The following is a 17,551-nucleotide window of genomic DNA, read 5'->3' as shown; positions in this document are numbered from 1 at the left end:
TAAATCAGAATGAAAGAAAAAATTTTAATTGTAGAAGACGAATTCATCGTGGCCAATGATCTAAAGATCATGCTCATAAAAGCAGGTTACCAGATCACCGGAATTGCCTCTTCGGTAGTTCAGGCCAGGAAATTAATTGCAGAAAATAAACCCAATTGGGTCCTTCTTGATATTATGCTCAAAGGCGATCTTACAGGAATAGATCTTGCCTGGGAATTGCGTGAAATCAACCTGCCATTTCTATACATTTCGGCCAACACCAACCAGTCAACGCTGGAAGCGGTAAAAGAAACCCAGCCTTATGGATTTATGGTTAAACCTTTCCGTGAGCGGGATCTGATCGTCATGCTTGATATTGCAAAATACCGTTTCGGGATTGAGGAAGGAGGCGGGTTTGTGAAAACCAGTGATCATGGTATCATTGAAGGAATTATCGGAAAAAGCAATTCCCTTCAGGATGTTATTGAAAAAATAAGAGTGGTTGCACCTACCCATACTTCCGTACTTGTGGTGGGAGAAAGCGGAACCGGAAAAGAAAAAGTAGCCCATTCTGTACACGAACTTTCAGAACGAAAGGATCAGCCTATTGTGGTGGTGAATTGTGCAGCATTGCCTCATTCTCTCATTGAATCTGAACTTTTCGGTCATGAGAAAGGAAGCTTTACAGGAGCCAATGCCATGAGAATCGGGAAGTTTGAACAGGCAGACGGAGGAACTATTTTTCTGGATGAAATCGGTGAATTACCCTTAGACTCACAGGTAAAACTCCTGCGTGTGCTTCAGGAAAAAGAAATCGAAAGATTGGGTGGAAATAAAACGATTAAAGTTAATGTCAGAATTGTTGCAGCAACCAACAGGTCTTTAGAAAAAGAAGTGGCGGAAGGAAGGTTCAGGTTGGATTTATATTACCGGTTAAATGTTTTCCCCATAGAACTGCCGCCATTAAGAGAACGAAAAGAAGATATTGAATTGTTAGCTCATTTTTTCCTGACCAAATATGCATCAGCTTCAAGGCGAAATATTACTTCGATAAGTGCAAAAGCTTTAGATCAGCTTCATAACTACAACTGGCCGGGAAATATAAGGGAATTGGAACATCTTATAGAAAGAAGTGTTCTCTTGGCAAAAATAGCAGAAATTGAAAATTTTGACCTTCCCAATATCATAGAAAAGCCTTCTGATCAACCTCAGGGCCAGTTAAAATCGATGGAGGAAATGGAAAGAGATCATATTCTGAATGCCCTGCAAAACTCCGGCGGGAAAGTTTCTGGAATAGGAGGAGCTGCTGAATTACTGAAAATGCAGCCTCAAACACTTTATTCTAAAATGAAGAAGCTGGGAATTGATAAAGGGTATAAATAAACCTGAATAAAGAAAAATAATTTACACATTTAATCTTGTTGAAGTCACTTATGGATAAGTGAAGCATTTTCATGCAATTTTCAACCTAATTAAGTTTAAAAAATGGCCAACAATATGGAAAAAGAAACCGTCAGAATAGAAGGATTCAGTGATGCTGTTTTTGCGATTGCCGTAACACTGCTGGTTTTGGATCTTCACTTACCGGAAGAACATGTAATAAAAAACGGAAATGATCTTTTCACCTTTATGAAGAGTCAATGGCCTGTATTTTTAGCCTTTATCCTTTCTTTTTTCAGCATTTTTATAATGTGGGTGAATCATCATAAGATTTTCAAACAGATCTACAGCCGTAATTCGGCTATTATGTTTGCCAACGGACTGATTCTCTTTTTAGTTTCTGCAGTTTCTTATCCTACCGCTTTGCTGGCCAGATATTTCAATGGGGAGGCATCTTCTATGGTTGTAGCTATATATACGGGAACTTTTGTTCTGATCAATTTTGCCTATAATTTGCTTTGGTTTGTAGCCAGCCGCAATAAGAAGCTTTTGCGTCCGGGAATTACGGATGCTGCGATTAAAAAAATCCGCAATAATTACCTTTATGGTTTTCCCATCTATCTCATTGCATTGATGTTCTCGTTTTGGATTCCTGCGGTTTCCTTAATAATGATTTTAGGCTTGTGGATCTTCTGGGCTTTATCTTCAGGGAAAATTGAAATGAGTATGAAGGAATCAGAATGATTAGCGGTTTCCACAGTAATTTTAAGTTTCATTGCTCTTATTAAAATAATGCCCTTTCTGTATTCCTAATTTTTGCATTTTTGAAATCAATGTGGTAGCCGGTAATCCTAATAATAAAGCCGCTCCCTGTGGCCCAAAAATTCGTCCCTTACATTTTTCAACGGTCTTTAGGATATGCTCTTTTTCCACCTGGTGTAATGTTTTAATCTGAAAATCATGATCAGCTGTTTTTTGTCCGAAAATCTCCGGTAAATCCATTTTTCTGATGGTACTGTCTTTTGCCGTAAGAATACTTCTTTCGATCATGTTTTCGAGCTCACGGATATTTCCCGGCCATGCATTTTCACTCATTGCATGGATTACTTTTTGAGAAAATCCATTGATTTTTTTGCCTGTTTTCAGATTGATTTTTTTTAGAAAATAATCGGCCAGTAGCGGGATGTCTTCTTTTCTGTCCCGCAATGCAGGTAAATGGATGGGGAAAACATTAAGACGGTAGAACAGATCACTCCTGAATCTCCCTTCAGCAACCTCTTTTTCCAGAATCCGGTTGGTGGCAGCAATAATCCTGACATTGACTTTAATGGTGTTATTCCCGCCGATTCTTTCAATTTCTTTCTCCTGTAAAACTCTCAGTAATCTTCCCTGAAGAGCTAAAGGGAGCTCCCCAATTTCATCCAGGAAAATAGTGCTGTTATTCGCTTGTTCAAATTTCCCCTTACGCTGCTCCGTAGCACCTGTAAAACTGCCTTTTTCGTGCCCGAAAAGTTCACTTTCTATAAGATTGGCAGGAATGGATGCGCAGTTAATCCTGATCATTGAGTGATGAGACGAAGAGGAGAGTTCATGGATAGCCTGTGCTATCAGCTCTTTTCCCGTTCCGGTCTCGCCATAGATGATCACACTGGATAATGAAGAAGCTACCTGGGAGATTTGCTCATAAATATGCTGCATGGCTTCGCTATTTCCAATGATTCCGTTAAACCCTTCTTGATTTCTTACCTCATCTTTTCTGACAGGCTTTATATCTTTTTGAGAATCAGGTGCTGAAGTATGAAAAGTATCCAGCATTTCCGAGAACAGAATGTTTCTGATGGTAATTGACAGCTGCGTAGAGATGCCTCCCAATAGCCTTTCTAACCGGCCATTGAATTCAGTGAAATTTTTATACAAAAGGAAAATCACGTTTTTATGATCTCCTATAGATGGTAAGCAAAATCCCACAGCCATATGCATTCCCAGTTTTTTTGCAAGGGTAAAATACGGTACTGATGTTTTCCTTTCAGAGAAATCTTTAAGGTAAAAAGTAACAGGTTCCGATGATTGCATGCATTGCTCAAAACAAATATCCAGTGAATCGGAAGAGCTATCATCATACGCTCCGGTAATTAAAGAACTGTAAAAAATCTGCTGCTTATGATCCTTTGCTGTAAGGACCATAATGCCATCACATAGAAATTCATTTTTAAAGGATTGATTTAATACAATGCTGAAATGTTTTTTATCTAAAACTTTGGCAAAGGCAGTATTAATAGATGAAATCACCAGATGATCCTTCTGCATTTCCTGAAGCCGGGCCCTCATGACATCAACATTTTGATCAGACTGTTTATTCATAAAGATCTATTGATTGAAAGGATAAAGATAGAGAAAACAGTACTATTTTGGAATAGTATAGATTAATTAATATAATTTTTTAAGCACAGGTTTTTTTATGAAAAGTTTATCTCTGTAAATCTTTTTAAAGTAAATCATCTGTACGTTTTTATAGATGTATAATGAAAACCCTTTTAAACCCTCCTGAAAAAGTTTAGAAATTCCCTAGCTGTGTATAGAAAAATCCTATGATATGATAACTTTTTACCTTTTAGGTTGAATAATTGTAAAAAATACACGTCTTAAATATATGGGTTTAAACATAAAATGGACGTTTTTCTTATAACTTTTTTAAAAAATATCAATAAAATTTAAAATTTTCTTATCATAAATTAGATAAAAATAAATATTAATTTTTTAAGTGTCAATTTAACATTTAAATAGCTATATATTAAGGTATTCTGAAATAATAATCATAAAATTAATGATAACCTTATCATATTTTTTACATCATTCTTATCATAAAAAAATGATATATAATCTATTGATATATAGCCTGTAATGTAGATTTTATTTTTTTTTCTCAATTGAATTTTTATATTTGTGATGTTACGCTAATGTTAATAAAAGATGAACCAGGATTTTATTCATACCTATGTTTCTGTTGATTGTGTGGTATTTGGATTTGACCATGACAACAGACTCAATATCTTACTTGTGCAACGTCATGTAGACGATGTACCAGTGGATAGGCAAAGAAAATTGCCGGGTAGCCTGATTTTCAGTAATGAAGATGTGGATGATGCAGCCCATAGGGTTCTTCATGAGTTAACAGGAATAAAAAAAATGGTTCTCAAGCAGTTCAAATGCTTTGCTGATCCATTTCGCGCAAGCAATCAGATTGATATCAAGTGGATGGGGACCGAGTATATGCATAATATTGACAGGATTATTACGGTGGCCTACCTTTCTCTATGTAAAATCGATCATAAAATTAACAGCACCAAATATGAAACAGTCGACTGGTATCCTGTAGACCAGGTCCCGGCATTACCCTTTGATCATAATAAGATCATTAATGAATCTTTAACAGAAATAAGAAGATGGATTGAGACCGATTTTTCTATTATTTTTGAATTGCTGCCGAAAAAATTTACAATAAGACAGCTGTACCAGCTGTACAGCGCGTTAAGTGAAAAACAGATCGATATCAAGAATTTTCATAAAAAAATTTCATCATTTAATTATATCATTCCTTTAGAAGAGATAGAGCAAAACGTATCGCACCGGGCAGCAAGATACTATCGGTTCGATGCCAAGATCTATAAGAAAAACAACACTAAACTAATTAAATAAATCCCCCTTTTCAAATTATGTATTTGCTAGGATATGACATAGGCAGTTCTTCTGTTAAAGTTTGTCTCATTGAGGCATCCAGTGGAAAAATTATTGCATCAGACTTCTCTCCAAAAAAGGAAATGAAAATCATGGCAGTCAACCCAGGCTGGGCAGAACAGAACCCTGCAGAATGGTGGCTGAACCTAAAGCTGGCACATGAATCTGTAATGCATGAATCCGGAATCAATCCTGAAGATATCAGAGGAATTGGTATTACCTGGCAGATGCATGGACTGATCCTGGTCGATAAAGACCAGAATTTGCTTCGTCCTTCGATTATCTGGTGTGACAGCCGTGCTGTGCCTTATGGTGAAAAAGCTTTTCAGGAAATTGGAACTGAGAAATGTTTATCCCATCTTCTTAATTCTCCCGGAAATTTCACAGCATCAAAACTAGCCTGGGTAAAGGAAAATGAACCTGAAATTTTTGAAAAGATTGATAAAATAATGCTGCCGGGAGATTATATTGCCATGAGGCTTTCCGGTGAAATAGGAATGACGATTGAAGGACTTTCTGAAGGTATATTCTGGGACTTTAAAAACAACTGTATTTCTGAGGACGTGATTAATTATTATGGAATCCCTAAAAGCTTTTTCCCTGAAATTATTCCTACTTTTGGTATCCAATCAACGGTTTCTGCACCGGCGGCTCAGGAATTAGGATTAAAAGAAGGAACCCCAATTTCATACAGGGCAGGAGATCAACCCAATAATGCGCTCTCTCTGAATGTTTTCAATCCCGGAGAAATTGCTTCAACAGCCGGCACTTCGGGAGTGGTATATGGGGTGCTGGATAAATTGGAATATGATACCCTGTCACGGGTAAATACATTTGCCCATGTCAACTACAGTCCTGAGCAAACCAGATTGGGAGTTTTGCTGTGTATTAACGGAACAGGAATTTTAAATTCCTGGCTAAAGCACAATTTTGCAACCTCACTGTCTTCCTATGGTGATATGAATGATCTGGCATCCCTTTCCCCGATTGGATCAAAAGGATTAAGTATCATCCCTTTTGGAAACGGGGCAGAAAGAGTCTTGGAAAACAAAGATACCAGCTGTTCTATGCACGGGATTAATTTCAACATCCATACAAAAGGAGATATTCTGCGTGCGGCACAGGAAGGAATTGTCTTTTCATATGAATATGGAATGGATATTATGAGAAATATGGGAATGGACATCCAGGTGATCCGGGCAGGCAATGCCAATATGTTTTTAAGTTCAATTTTCCGACAGTCGCTTGCCAGTGTAAGCAATGCAGTGATTGAGCTTTACGACACAGACGGAGCGGTAGGAGCTGCCAGAGCTGCCGGAATGGGAATAGGTTTTTATGCAGATTCAACAGAGGCATTTTCATCCCTCGAAAAAATAGCAGTTATAGAACCTGAAACAGAAAAAAGAGAACAATATTTAGAAGCATACTCAAGGTGGAAACAGCATCTTAACGAAATCATTTAATCATCCTGCAACGAAGCTATTCATTGTACCTGCGGACCTATTAAATCAGCAGGCAGGGGATTCCTGTATTAAATTATAAAGAACAAACTAAAAATAAAATCAAATAATATGAACATTTTAACAGAAACAAAAGCATTTTTTCCAGGTATTGAAAACATCAGATTTGAAGGTAAAGAAAGTAGAAACTCTATGGCATTCCGTTATTATGATGCAGATAGGATCGTGATGGGAAAACCAATGAAAGAATGGATGCGTTTTGCAATGGCATGGTGGCATACTCTGTGTGCAGACGGAAGCGATCCGTTCGGCGGAGCAACGATCCACCATCCTTGGGATATTGGCAATGATGCGGTTTCCAGAGCTAAACATAAAATGGATGCAGGTTTTGAATTCATGTCTAAAATTGGATTCCAATATTACTGTTTTCATGATGTAGACTTGGTTGCTCCGGCAGATAACTGGAAAGACTATGAAAAAAACCTTCAGGCTGTTGTGGAATATGCCAAAGAAAAGCAAAAAGAATCTGGGATTAAGCTTCTGTGGGGAACAGCTAATGTTTTCACGCATGAAAGATACATGAACGGAGCTTCTACCAATCCAAATTTTGATGTAGTAGCCTGTGCAGGAACTCAGGTGAAAAATTCTATTGATGCAACGATTGCTCTCGGTGGCGAAAACTATGTGTTCTGGGGTGGTAGAGAAGGTTATATGAGTCTGCTGAATACTGAAATGAAAAGAGAAAAAGACCATCTGGCCCGCTTCCTTTCAATGTCCCGTGACTATGCCCGTAGTCAGGGCTTCAAGGGAACATTCCTTATTGAGCCAAAACCAATGGAGCCAACTAAACATCAGTACGATTACGATTCTGAAACAGTGATTGGCTTCCTGAGACATTACGGTTTAGACAAAGATTTTAAACTTAATATTGAAGTTAATCACGCTACCCTGGCGGGGCATACCTTCGAGCATGAACTTCAGGTAGCAGTTGACGCAGGATTATTAGGAAGTATTGATGCCAATAGGGGAGATTACCAAAACGGATGGGATACAGACCAGTTCCCTGTGGATTATCGTGACCTGGCTCAGGCTTGGCTGGTACTTCTTCCTGCAGGAGGATTAGGAAATGGCGGAGTTAATTTTGATGCGAAAATCAGAAGAAATTCTACCGATCTGGAAGATTTATTTATCTCCCATATTTCTGGAATGGATGTTTTTGCCAAAGGATTATTAGTTGCTGCAGATATACTGGAAAACTCTGATTATAAAAAATTACGGACAGAGCGCTATGCTTCTTTTGATAGCGGTAACGGAAAAGCTTTTGAAGAAGGGAATCTTACACTGGAAGACCTTCAGCGAATTGCTCATGAGGTGGGAGAACCTCAGGCCAAAAGCGGAAAACAGGAATTGTTTGAAGCAATCGTGAACATGTATATCTAATAATTATAGAAGGCTTTCATTATAACACTAAGGATTTATTAATAGCCTTTCTATTAATGTAATATTAAAAATAATAATTATGAACAGATTTCATTTTGCTAAAACCAACAGGGCTGCGATATTTTTCGCCATGGCTCTGTTACCGTCAAGCTTAGCTTATTCTCAAAGTAAAAAAGATACTGTTGCCAAAGAAAACAAGATAGAAGAAGTTATTGTAATTGGATATGGGACACAGAAAAAAGAAGCGGTTACCGGGTCAGTATCGTCTCTGGGTGGTACTGCTCTCAAAGAAGTTCCTTCAGCCAATATAACCGATGCGATACAGGGACGTCTTCCGGGAGTTGATATTGGCAGAACCTCTACAAAACCCGGCGCTGTACAACAGATCCGTATCAGAGGAGAACGTTCATTAACAGGCTCTAATGACCCCTTGATTGTATTGGATGGAATTCCTTTTGTAGGTTCTTTAGGAGATATCAGCCCATCAGATATTAAAAGCTTGGATATTCTTAAAGATGCTTCTGCCACAGCGATTTATGGATCACGTGGTGCAAACGGAGTCATTTTAATAACAACAAACAGAGGATCAAAAGGTCAGAAAGCAAGATTTACCTATAACGGATATACTGGATTTCAGACTATTTTCTCTAAATATCCGGTGATGGATGGGCCTAAGTTTGCCAAATTACGTGCAGATGCCAAAATGTTCACCAACGCGCAAGATGAATTCAATGATATAAATACAGACTGGCAGGATAAATATTACGGTGTGGGACTGATGATGAACCATGATGTAGGGGTTACAGGAGGAAGCGAAAAAGGGAATTACAACTTTGGTGTCGCGTATTTTCAGCAAAATGGAGTTGTCCCTTTGCAAAGTTATAAAAGACTTTCTATTAGGGGTTCCTTAGATCAGGAAGTAAGTAAGTTCATAAAAATAGGCTTCTCTACCAACTCAAACTTTTCTATCAACGACTTTAACGGCGTTAGCGGTGCCCCTATGTTAGGGTATTCGCCATTGGTTAGTCCCTATAAGGCTGACGGGAGTCCTAAAACTGTCATGTATAGTGCCATCGATCAGACGGCTCTCCAGACCAGAGGTATTCTCGAAAATCTAGGCGATGCCTATGCTGACCGTACAAATGCTTTTAGTTCATATAATAACCTTTATGGAGAATTAAAAATACCAGGAGTTGAAGGTCTTAAATACAGGCTTAATGTTGGTCTTACCTATAGAAATTCAAATAGCGGAACCTATACAGGAACCGGTATACTCAATGTAAATCCTGCTACTGAGTCTTCAGCTGGAATCGGAAACTCGTTGACGACGCAGTGGGTTTTGGAAAATATTCTGTCTTATGACCGAACTTTTGGTAAACACAAAATTAGTGCAACGGCATTATATTCTGCGGAACAGACCAAGTATAACAGCTCTTACATATCAGCGAGAGATGTTCCTATCGATGCCTTTCAATACTTTAATTTAGGCCATGCACAAGGTGAGGTAACCATTGATCCAAATAATCAGGGATATTATAAAAGAGGCCTTATGTCTTTTATGGGAAGAGCCTTATATCAATATGATAACCGTTATATGCTTACGGCTACTGTCCGTTCAGACGGAGCCTCAGTTTTAGCGAAAGGGCACCAGTGGCATACCTATCCTGCAATTTCTGTGGGTTGGAATATTGCCAATGAAAACTTTCTTAAAGATTCAAAATATATCAATGTGCTTAAGCTGAGAGCCGGTTTTGGACAGACTTCCAACCAGTCTGTCGGGCCTTATACCACTTTTGGGAGTTTAAGTACGGTGCCTTACAATTTTGGAAATGAATTTGTCATCGGGAATTATGTAAATACAGCTTCAAATGCAAATTTGGGCTGGGAGTTTTCAAAAACCTGGAATTATGGATTAGATTTTACTTTATTCAACAGAATCATCAGCGGTACCGTAGAATATTATGTTACGAAGACAGAACAGTTATTGTTAAGTAAAGGGTTGCCATCATCCAGCGGTTTGGGATCTGTGACCGAGAACGTGGGAGCATCAGAGAATAAAGGTTTCGAAATATCTCTTAATGGTACTATTTTCAATAATCCTGATGGATTTAGCTGGGAAGTTGGAGGTAATTTATATGCCAACAGAAATAAAATTACAGCATTAGCTTCCGGAACTGACAGAAACGAGGGGAATTTATGGTTTGTAGGTCATAATATCAATGCATTATATGATTACCAGTATATAGGTTTGTGGCAGCATGGAGATCCTTATCTGAGCGTATTGGAACCTGGAGGAAATGTGGGAATGATCAAAGTTTTATATACAGGTGGATACAATGCAGACGGAACTCCGACCAGAGCTATCGGACCTGCTGACAGACAGATTATCGATACCAATCCGGATTTTATGGGAGGTTTCAATACAAGGTTAGCATATAAAAATATTGATCTTAGTGTGGTTGGAGCATTTCAGAAAGGGGGAGTGTTAATCAGTACACTATACGGCTCTTCAGGATATCTCAACAGATTATCGGGAAGAGGAAATAACGTGGATGTTGATTACTGGACTGAAGAAAATCCAGACGTGCGCTATCCGAAACCAGGTGGAATGATGAGCGGAGATAACCCGAAATACGGTTCAACTTTAGGTTTATTTGATGGCTCATACGTAAAAATAAGAACCATCACATTAGGGTACAATTTTAATAAAAATACCCTGGATGATTTAGGCGTAAGCAGTCTGAGACTGTATGTAACAGTACAGAATCCATTTGTTTTCGGTTCTCCTTATTACAGAGAATCAGGGATGGATCCTGAACCGAATTCGAGAGGGAATGAAAATCAGGCTGTAAACTCATACAAAAGCAATCAGCTGGTAATTGGTACGAATAATCCTTCTACAAGAAACTATATGATGGGGCTAAATCTAACCTTTTAAAAGAAAAAATCATGATCAATTTAAATAAAAAATTTATCGCTGCTCTGTTTTTAGCATCATTAACATTCAGTACAGGATGTAATGAGATATTGGATGAACAGCCAAGAGGTATTTATACACCGGAAGATTTTACTACAGAAAGAGGAATTACACAAGGGGTTACGTCTTTGTATAGACAACTGAGAATGCTGTATGGAAACGGCTACTTCTTAAATTCTACCATGACGGGTACTGATGAGGCAACCTGGGGGAAAGATGCCGATGGCAACTTTAAAGCTATGGATATGTCCAATAACGGGAATATTGACAGTTCAACTTTCCCAACAAGTATGGTGTGGGGATCTGTTTTTCCTGCCATCAATTCTGCAAATGGAGTTATACAAAATGGTCCGTTAATTAATGTATCCGAATCACTGATTTCAGAAGCAAGATTTTTCAGGTCATTTTATTATTTCTTACTGGTTCAGACGTACGGTGGCGCACCACTTGATTTAGGTTCAGGAGAACTGGCCTTCAATATTTCGCCAACCACCACTTCAGTTAGAAATACGGTTTCAGAGGTTTACACAAAGGCCATTTTCCCTGATTTGATCAAAGCCATTGAAAATCTTCCTGCAAGCCCAAGAGTAACCGGCGGTGTTACCAAAAATGTTGCGAGATTATATCTTTCAAAAGCCTATTTAACGTATGCATGGTGGCTGCAAAATCCAAACAACATTCCAACCTATCCGGAGGCAACAAGAATAGATCCTGATGGTCACAATGCACAATGGTACTTCCAAAAAGCTTATGATATTGCATTAGACGGGATCAACAGTCCCGGACCGTATGCTTTACAGCCTACCTATTATAATTTAAATGTAGGATCAAATGACCGTAACAAGGAATGTATGCTGTATGCGGACCATACAGAGACAAGTGCTTATTATAATGAAGGGGTTATTCAGGCAAGTTACGGCGATGGCTGGTCTCCAAATAATTTTGCTGCCTGGATGATGACCTGGAATTACCCTAATATCAGAAGCAGTACTTCCAGTACATCCTGGTCTGCTGTCAGTTCTGTACAAAGAGCAGCTACACAAGATCTAGGGCGTCCCTGGACACGTATGGCTCCTACCATTGAAGTTATTAAAAATACGTTTGCTGATAAAACCAATGATTCCAGATATGACGGTACATTCGTTACGACCTACCGTGGTAACTGGGACAAAGCAGGGATGACTCAGACTACCCTGTATAATGCCAATAGTCTTCCCGTACATCCTGGTGACCCTATTTTAACGTTTCTCAATGATGATTCTGCAGTGCCGGCTTATAGTTCCAATGCAGGGAATAGTAATATTGGAGCAGGAACGCTTCCGGGAAGGGCAGACTGGGTAGTGGCACCAAATGGAATCAGCAGAGTGGTATATCCTGGTATATGGAAAATAGGAACTTACCGTACAGATAACGGTAACGGTTTAGGCTATCCAAATCCAAGTTTAACCCGTCCGTTTGTAGCCGCTAAATTTTCAGAATTTTATTTCCTGGCAGCTGAGGCAGCAGTTAAAGGAGCTTCCGGATCTATGAGTCCTAGAGATCTTATTAATGTAATCAGAGCCAGAGCAGGAAAATGGGTTTGGAGTGTTAGCGGAAATGTTGCAAAAGTACAAGATAACAGTGCTGCAATGATTGCTGCTACACCTAATACCATTACCATAGATTACATTCTGGCAGAAAGATCCCGTGAGTATTATGGCGAAGGATACAGATGGTATGATCTGGTACGTACACAGAAGTGGGAAGAATATGCAGCTACTTATAAAATTGCAGGAACTGCTTACGGAGATCATACCCCGCAGACTGTAACGCGTAATATTCAAAAATTTCATTATCTGAGACCAATCCCTCGGGGGCAATTGGATGCTATGGAAGTCTCTGCAGATATCAAGGACAAATATCAGAATCCTGGTTACAATTAATATTATATGCATTCATGTTAACAGAAGCAAAGTAGGTGTTCTATTACACCTGCTTTGCTTTAATGAAAAAAATAAAATTTATGGAAAAAACCTGGCGTTGGTTCGGTAAAAAAGACAAAATAAAATTAGATATGCTCCGTCAAATTGGGGTAGAAGGTATTGTTTCTGCGCTTCACGATATTCCGAACGGAGAAATCTGGCCGTCGGACGCAATTAATGATTATAAAAATTATATAGAAAGTTTCGGACTTCGCTGGTCTGTTGTAGAAAGTCTGGCTGTAAGTGAGGCCATAAAATACGGAGGCGAAAACAGAGATCAATTAATAGAAAATTATATCCAGAGTCTTGAAAATCTGGGAAAATCTGGAGTAACAACGGTTTGCTACAACTTTATGCCGGTTCTAGACTGGGCCCGTACAGATTTGGTTTATCAGTGGGAAGACGGCTCGTCATCATTATATTTTGATAAAGCTAAATTTGCTTATTTTGAAATTCATATTCTGCAAAGAAAAGGTACAGAAAACGATTATAATTCAGAGATTCTTCAAAAAGTAGAACAATTAAAAAATACTTTAACGGAAGAAGATAACAATGATCTGATAGACTCGATCATTGTAAAAACACAGGGTTTTGTTAACGGAAACATCAAGGAAGGAGACCAGAATCCGGTAGCTATTTTCAAAAGTTTACTGGCATTATATGATGGTATTGATAAAAACCAACTCCGTCAGAATATGAAATATTTCCTTGAAAAAATAATGCCCGTTTGCGAAAAATGGAATATCCAGATGTGTGTACATCCCGATGATCCGCCATTTTCATTGTTAGGTCTACCAAGAATCGTAACCAATGAAGAAGATATCGACTGGCTCTTAAATGCTGTCGATAATCCTCACAACGGGCTCACATTCTGTACAGGTTCTTTAAGTGCAGGTCTTCAGAATGATGTTCCGAAACTTGCCCAAAAATATGCCCACCGCACAAAATTTGTCCATTTAAGAAGCACTAATGTTTTTGAAAACGGAGATTTCATCGAAGCCCATCACTTAGGTGGAAGAGGAAAATTGATAGAGGTCATCCGGATATTTGAAAAAGAAAATCCGGACTTGCCTATGCGTATAGATCATGGAAGATTACTGACAGACGATATTGATAAAGGTTACAATCCCGGATATTCATTTCTCGGAAGAATGCTTGCGTTAGGACAAATCGAAGGAGTAATGGCTACTGTACAGTCAGAATTGCAAAGAAATTAAATCTAAGGTTTGCAATAAATTATTATAAAAAGTAAAAATGAACGAAATATTCAGCATAAAAGATAAAGTAGCCGTAATTACAGGCGCCTCAGGGGTGTTGGGTGGAAGTCTGGCTAAAAGTTTCATAGAAGCAGGAGCCAAAGTTGTAGCATTGGGAAGAAACCAGGAAACTCTGGACGCTCGTGTTAAAGAACTGACAGATCTGGGAGGTGAAGCATTCGCTGTGGAAGCCAATGTAATGAATGTGGAAAGCCTTGAAGCTGCTTCAAAGAAAATCCTTGAAAAATACGGTAGAATTGATATTTTGCTCAATATTGCCGGAGGAAATATACCTACCGCAACATTGGCTCCCGACCAATCTTTTTTCGACCTGAAAATGGAAGCCTGGAACGAAGTAACCGATTTGAATATCAACGGAACCGTTTATCCAAGCTATGTTTTCGGAAAAGTGATGACAGAGCAGGGACGTGGAAGTATTGTGAATATCTCCTCAATGGCGGCTTATTCTGCAATCACAAGAGTTGCTGGTTATTCAGCAGCAAAATCTGCAATTACCAATTTTACCCAATGGCTCGCTTCAGATGTAGCGTTGAAATTTGGCGATAAAATTCGTGTCAACGCAATTGCTCCCGGATTTTTTATAGGAGATCAAAACCGGGCGATTTTATTGAATCCGGATGGTTCTTTAACTGATCGAAGCAAAAAAGTCATCGCCAAAACGCCAATGGGACGCTTTGGAAATGCAGATGAACTCAACGGAGCCGTCCAGTTCCTTTGTTCAGATGCCGCAAGTTTTATCACGGGTGCATTATTGCCTATTGACGGTGGTTTCAGTGCATTCAGTGGTGTTTAAGATTAATATTATTTTTCTTCATACAGTAGTTACAAGGCCTTAGATGATTTTATAGATTTCAATTAAGGTCTTGTTTTTAAAGATTTTCACAAAATCAAATCACTTTTAAATTGAATAATGACTCATTCCCTTAAAAATAAAGAAGTTTTCGGAGAATCGTTTTTGCTGGAATCAGCAAAGGCAGAAAATCTCTATTTCGGCTTTGCGAAAGAAATGCCGATTATTGATTATCATAATCATCTTGAGCCTGACGTGATTTCAAATAATCAGAATTTCCGTTCCCCGACAGCAATTTGGCTGGATGGTGATCATTACAAATGGCGGGCAATGAGAAATTTCGGGATTGATGAGGAATTCATTTCCGGCAAAGCTTCAGACTTGGAAAAGTTCAGAAAATGGTCGGAAGTGGTACCGTACACCCTTCGAAATCCTTTATTTCACTGGACCCATCTGGAACTTAAAAATCCATTCGGAATCAAAGAATATCTTTCCCCGAAAAATGCAGATTCTGTTTATCAACAGATGAATGAAAGTTTGCAGACTTCAGATTTTTTGCCACAATCCATCATTCAGAATTTCAAAGTGGAAGCACTTTGCACAACTGATGATCCTGCTGATGATTTGGCTTATCATCAAGCATTAAAGAATAGCCGTTTTAAAGCCCAGGTTTTACCTGCTTTCCGACCGGATTCTTACATCAATATCAACAATCCGGAACAATATCTTTCAGGAATAAAAAAACTTGAAAATGTTTGTGGAATTTCAATCGAATCAGTTTCCGATTTATTAAATGCGCTTCAATCCAGAATTAATTATTTTGCAGAAGTAGGAGCCAAGGTTGCCGATCACGGGTTTGAATATTTTCCCGATACCACAAAATGGGATATAGAATTAGAAAACGAATTTTCAGAATTTTTAAAAGGAAATAATCCAACATTCTCCAATCCGGAAGCGTTGTGTGGCTACTTACTAAAAGAGCTTTGCAAAATGTATGCTGAAAAAGGCTGGGTACAGCAGTTTCACGTGGGAGCAACCAGAAATAATAATTCTTTAATGCTTAGTAAGATTGGCATCAATGCTGGTTATGACGCAATCGGTGAACAATATTTTGCACAAAGATTGAGCATGCTTCTGGACGAACTGAATTCTGCCGGACAACTCACCAAAACCATTATTTATAACCTTAATCCCACCTTCAATGAAGTTTTAGCGACACTTGCAGGAAATTTTAATGAAGGTGGAATGAAGTCCAAAGTACAGTTTGGTGCAGCCTGGTGGTTTCTCGACCAATTAGACGGAATGAAAAAACAGATGAACACACTTTCCAACATTGGTCTCATCAGCACTTTTGTCGGAATGCTGACCGATTCCCGAAGTCTCCTGTCATTCTCAAGACACGATTATTTCAGAAGGCTTTTGTGCAATATGTTCGGCAGCGAGATCGAAAGAGGATTGCTTCCCGATGACGAAGAATGGGTTGGGAAAATCATTCAGGACATTTGTTATCACAACACGAAAAATTATTTTAAAATTTAAGAGAATGCAAGATTCATTTTCCAATAAAATAGTATGTTTCGGGGAATTGCTTTTGCATTTCGCTCCAGATTCCGAAGGAAACTGGCTCAATGACCAATCTCTGAAGATTTTCGTGGGCGGTGCAGAATATAATGTAGCTGCAGCTCTTGCACAATGGAACAATCCTGTAAAACTTCTTTCAGCTTTGCCTGAAAATTTTCTGGGAAATCAATTGGAATCACAGCTCAAAAATAAAGAAATTGAGGTGCTTGCTGAGAAAAGTAACGGCAGAATTGGAACGTTTTACCTCTCTTCGGATGGCGATATGCAGAACGCTTCGGTGGTTTACGACCGTTTTCCTTCGGTTTTCACACAGTCGGATTTTAAAACATTTAGTTTCGATGAAATATTTTCAGAGGTAAAGTGGCTTCACATTAGCACCATTACGCCGGCATTGAGCGAAAATGCCTATCAGAAATGTATGGATTTAATGAAAGAGGCAGCGACCAGAAACATCACGGTTTCTCTTGATTTGAATTACCGTTCCGCCCTTTGGCAGAACAGAAATCCGTCTGTGAAAATTACTGCATTGATGCCTTTTGTCAATGTTCTGATGGGAAATATCTGGTCCATTCAACAATTTTTGGAAATTCCGATTGAATATGAATTAAATGGGAATTTTGACGACAGAAATCTTCTGAAACAGGCTGGAAAATCAGCATTAGAAATTCAGAAAATATATCCAAATGTAAAGATGATTGCCAATACATTTCGGTTTACGAAGGGTGAAGAGGTTAATTATTTTGCGACTTTATTTGCTGATGAAAAACTTTTGATTTCTGAACATTATCATTCAACAACAATTGAGGAAAGAATAGGAAGCGGCGATTCCTTTATGGCTGCTTTGATTCACGGAACTTTAAAAGGAAATTCTTTACAGCAGATTTTAGAAGATGCTGCAAAAGTCGCTTTCAAAAAACTTTTTGTAAAGGGCGATACCATTAATGACAGTATTAATATTGAAAAATTATGAA

General features: G+C 38.5%; 12 protein-coding genes. 11 read left to right on the top strand and 1 reads right to left on the bottom strand.

Features of this window, described 5'->3' with window-relative positions; all coding sequences use genetic code 11:
* Window positions 1–9: 9 nt before the first annotated feature.
* Window positions 10–1,362 (top strand): sigma-54 dependent transcriptional regulator, encoded by a 1,353-nt coding sequence (locus tag V6R96_RS15240; protein ID WP_336379274.1) that lies wholly within the window; start codon window positions 10–12, stop codon window positions 1,360–1,362.
* 114 nt (window positions 1,363–1,476) lie between these two features.
* Window positions 1,477–2,103, top strand: coding sequence for a TMEM175 family protein (locus V6R96_RS15235; RefSeq protein WP_223559772.1), 627 nt, complete (start codon window positions 1,477–1,479; stop codon window positions 2,101–2,103).
* Between the two features lie 21 nt (window positions 2,104–2,124).
* On the opposite strand, the gene V6R96_RS15230 is transcribed toward V6R96_RS15235, so the two are convergent.
* The gene (locus V6R96_RS15230) at window positions 2,125–3,720 is read right to left on the bottom strand and encodes a sigma-54 dependent transcriptional regulator (RefSeq protein WP_336379275.1); all 1,596 of its coding nucleotides are present in this window, start codon (window positions 3,718–3,720) and stop codon (window positions 2,125–2,127) included.
* A gap of 609 nt (window positions 3,721–4,329) precedes the next feature.
* Between V6R96_RS15230 and V6R96_RS15225 the strand changes: the two genes are divergently transcribed.
* The 9 genes from V6R96_RS15225 to V6R96_RS15185 all read left to right on the top strand — a co-directional run bounded on the left by V6R96_RS15225 (window position 4,330) and on the right by V6R96_RS15185 (window position 17,550).
* A complete protein-coding gene (locus V6R96_RS15225) occupies window positions 4,330–5,055 on the top strand; it encodes an NrtR DNA-binding winged helix domain-containing protein (RefSeq protein WP_111952731.1) in 726 nt (241 codons plus the stop codon).
* Window positions 5,056–5,072: 17 nt separating this feature from the next.
* Window positions 5,073–6,557, top strand: coding sequence for an FGGY family carbohydrate kinase (locus V6R96_RS15220; RefSeq protein ID WP_336379276.1), 1,485 nt, complete (start codon window positions 5,073–5,075; stop codon window positions 6,555–6,557).
* A 108-nt stretch (window positions 6,558–6,665) separates the two neighbouring features.
* Window positions 6,666–7,994 (top strand): xylose isomerase, encoded by a 1,329-nt coding sequence (gene xylA, locus V6R96_RS15215; protein ID WP_336379277.1) that lies wholly within the window; start codon window positions 6,666–6,668, stop codon window positions 7,992–7,994.
* A 79-nt stretch (window positions 7,995–8,073) separates the two neighbouring features.
* A complete protein-coding gene (locus V6R96_RS15210) occupies window positions 8,074–10,932 on the top strand; it encodes a SusC/RagA family TonB-linked outer membrane protein (RefSeq protein WP_336379278.1) in 2,859 nt (952 codons plus the stop codon).
* Window positions 10,933–10,943: 11 nt separating this feature from the next.
* Window positions 10,944–12,893, top strand: a complete 1,950-nt coding sequence (locus V6R96_RS15205; RefSeq protein ID WP_111952743.1) for a RagB/SusD family nutrient uptake outer membrane protein — start codon at window positions 10,944–10,946, stop codon at window positions 12,891–12,893.
* Between the two features lie 80 nt (window positions 12,894–12,973).
* Window positions 12,974–14,149 (top strand): mannonate dehydratase, encoded by a 1,176-nt coding sequence (gene uxuA / locus V6R96_RS15200; protein WP_336379279.1) that lies wholly within the window; start codon window positions 12,974–12,976, stop codon window positions 14,147–14,149.
* Between the two features lie 37 nt (window positions 14,150–14,186).
* Window positions 14,187–15,002, top strand: coding sequence for an SDR family oxidoreductase (locus tag V6R96_RS15195; protein ID WP_336379280.1), 816 nt, complete (start codon window positions 14,187–14,189; stop codon window positions 15,000–15,002).
* Between the two features lie 117 nt (window positions 15,003–15,119).
* Window positions 15,120–16,538 carry a glucuronate isomerase gene (gene uxaC / locus V6R96_RS15190; protein WP_336379281.1) on the top strand — a complete coding sequence of 473 codons (1,419 nt, stop codon included), beginning with the start codon at window positions 15,120–15,122 and terminating at the stop codon, window positions 16,536–16,538.
* Between the two features lie 4 nt (window positions 16,539–16,542).
* Complete coding sequence (locus V6R96_RS15185; protein ID WP_336379282.1) at window positions 16,543–17,550, top strand: sugar kinase; 1,008 nt, start codon at window positions 16,543–16,545, stop codon at window positions 17,548–17,550.
* The last annotated feature ends 1 nt before the right edge of the window (window position 17,551 follow it).

Source organism: Chryseobacterium sp. CCNWLW53 (assembly GCF_037083525.1).
GTDB lineage: Bacteria > Bacteroidota > Bacteroidia > Flavobacteriales > Weeksellaceae > Chryseobacterium > Chryseobacterium lathyri.
Note: the sequence above shows the minus strand (reverse complement) of the source record. Positions and strands in the feature narration are given on the sequence as shown.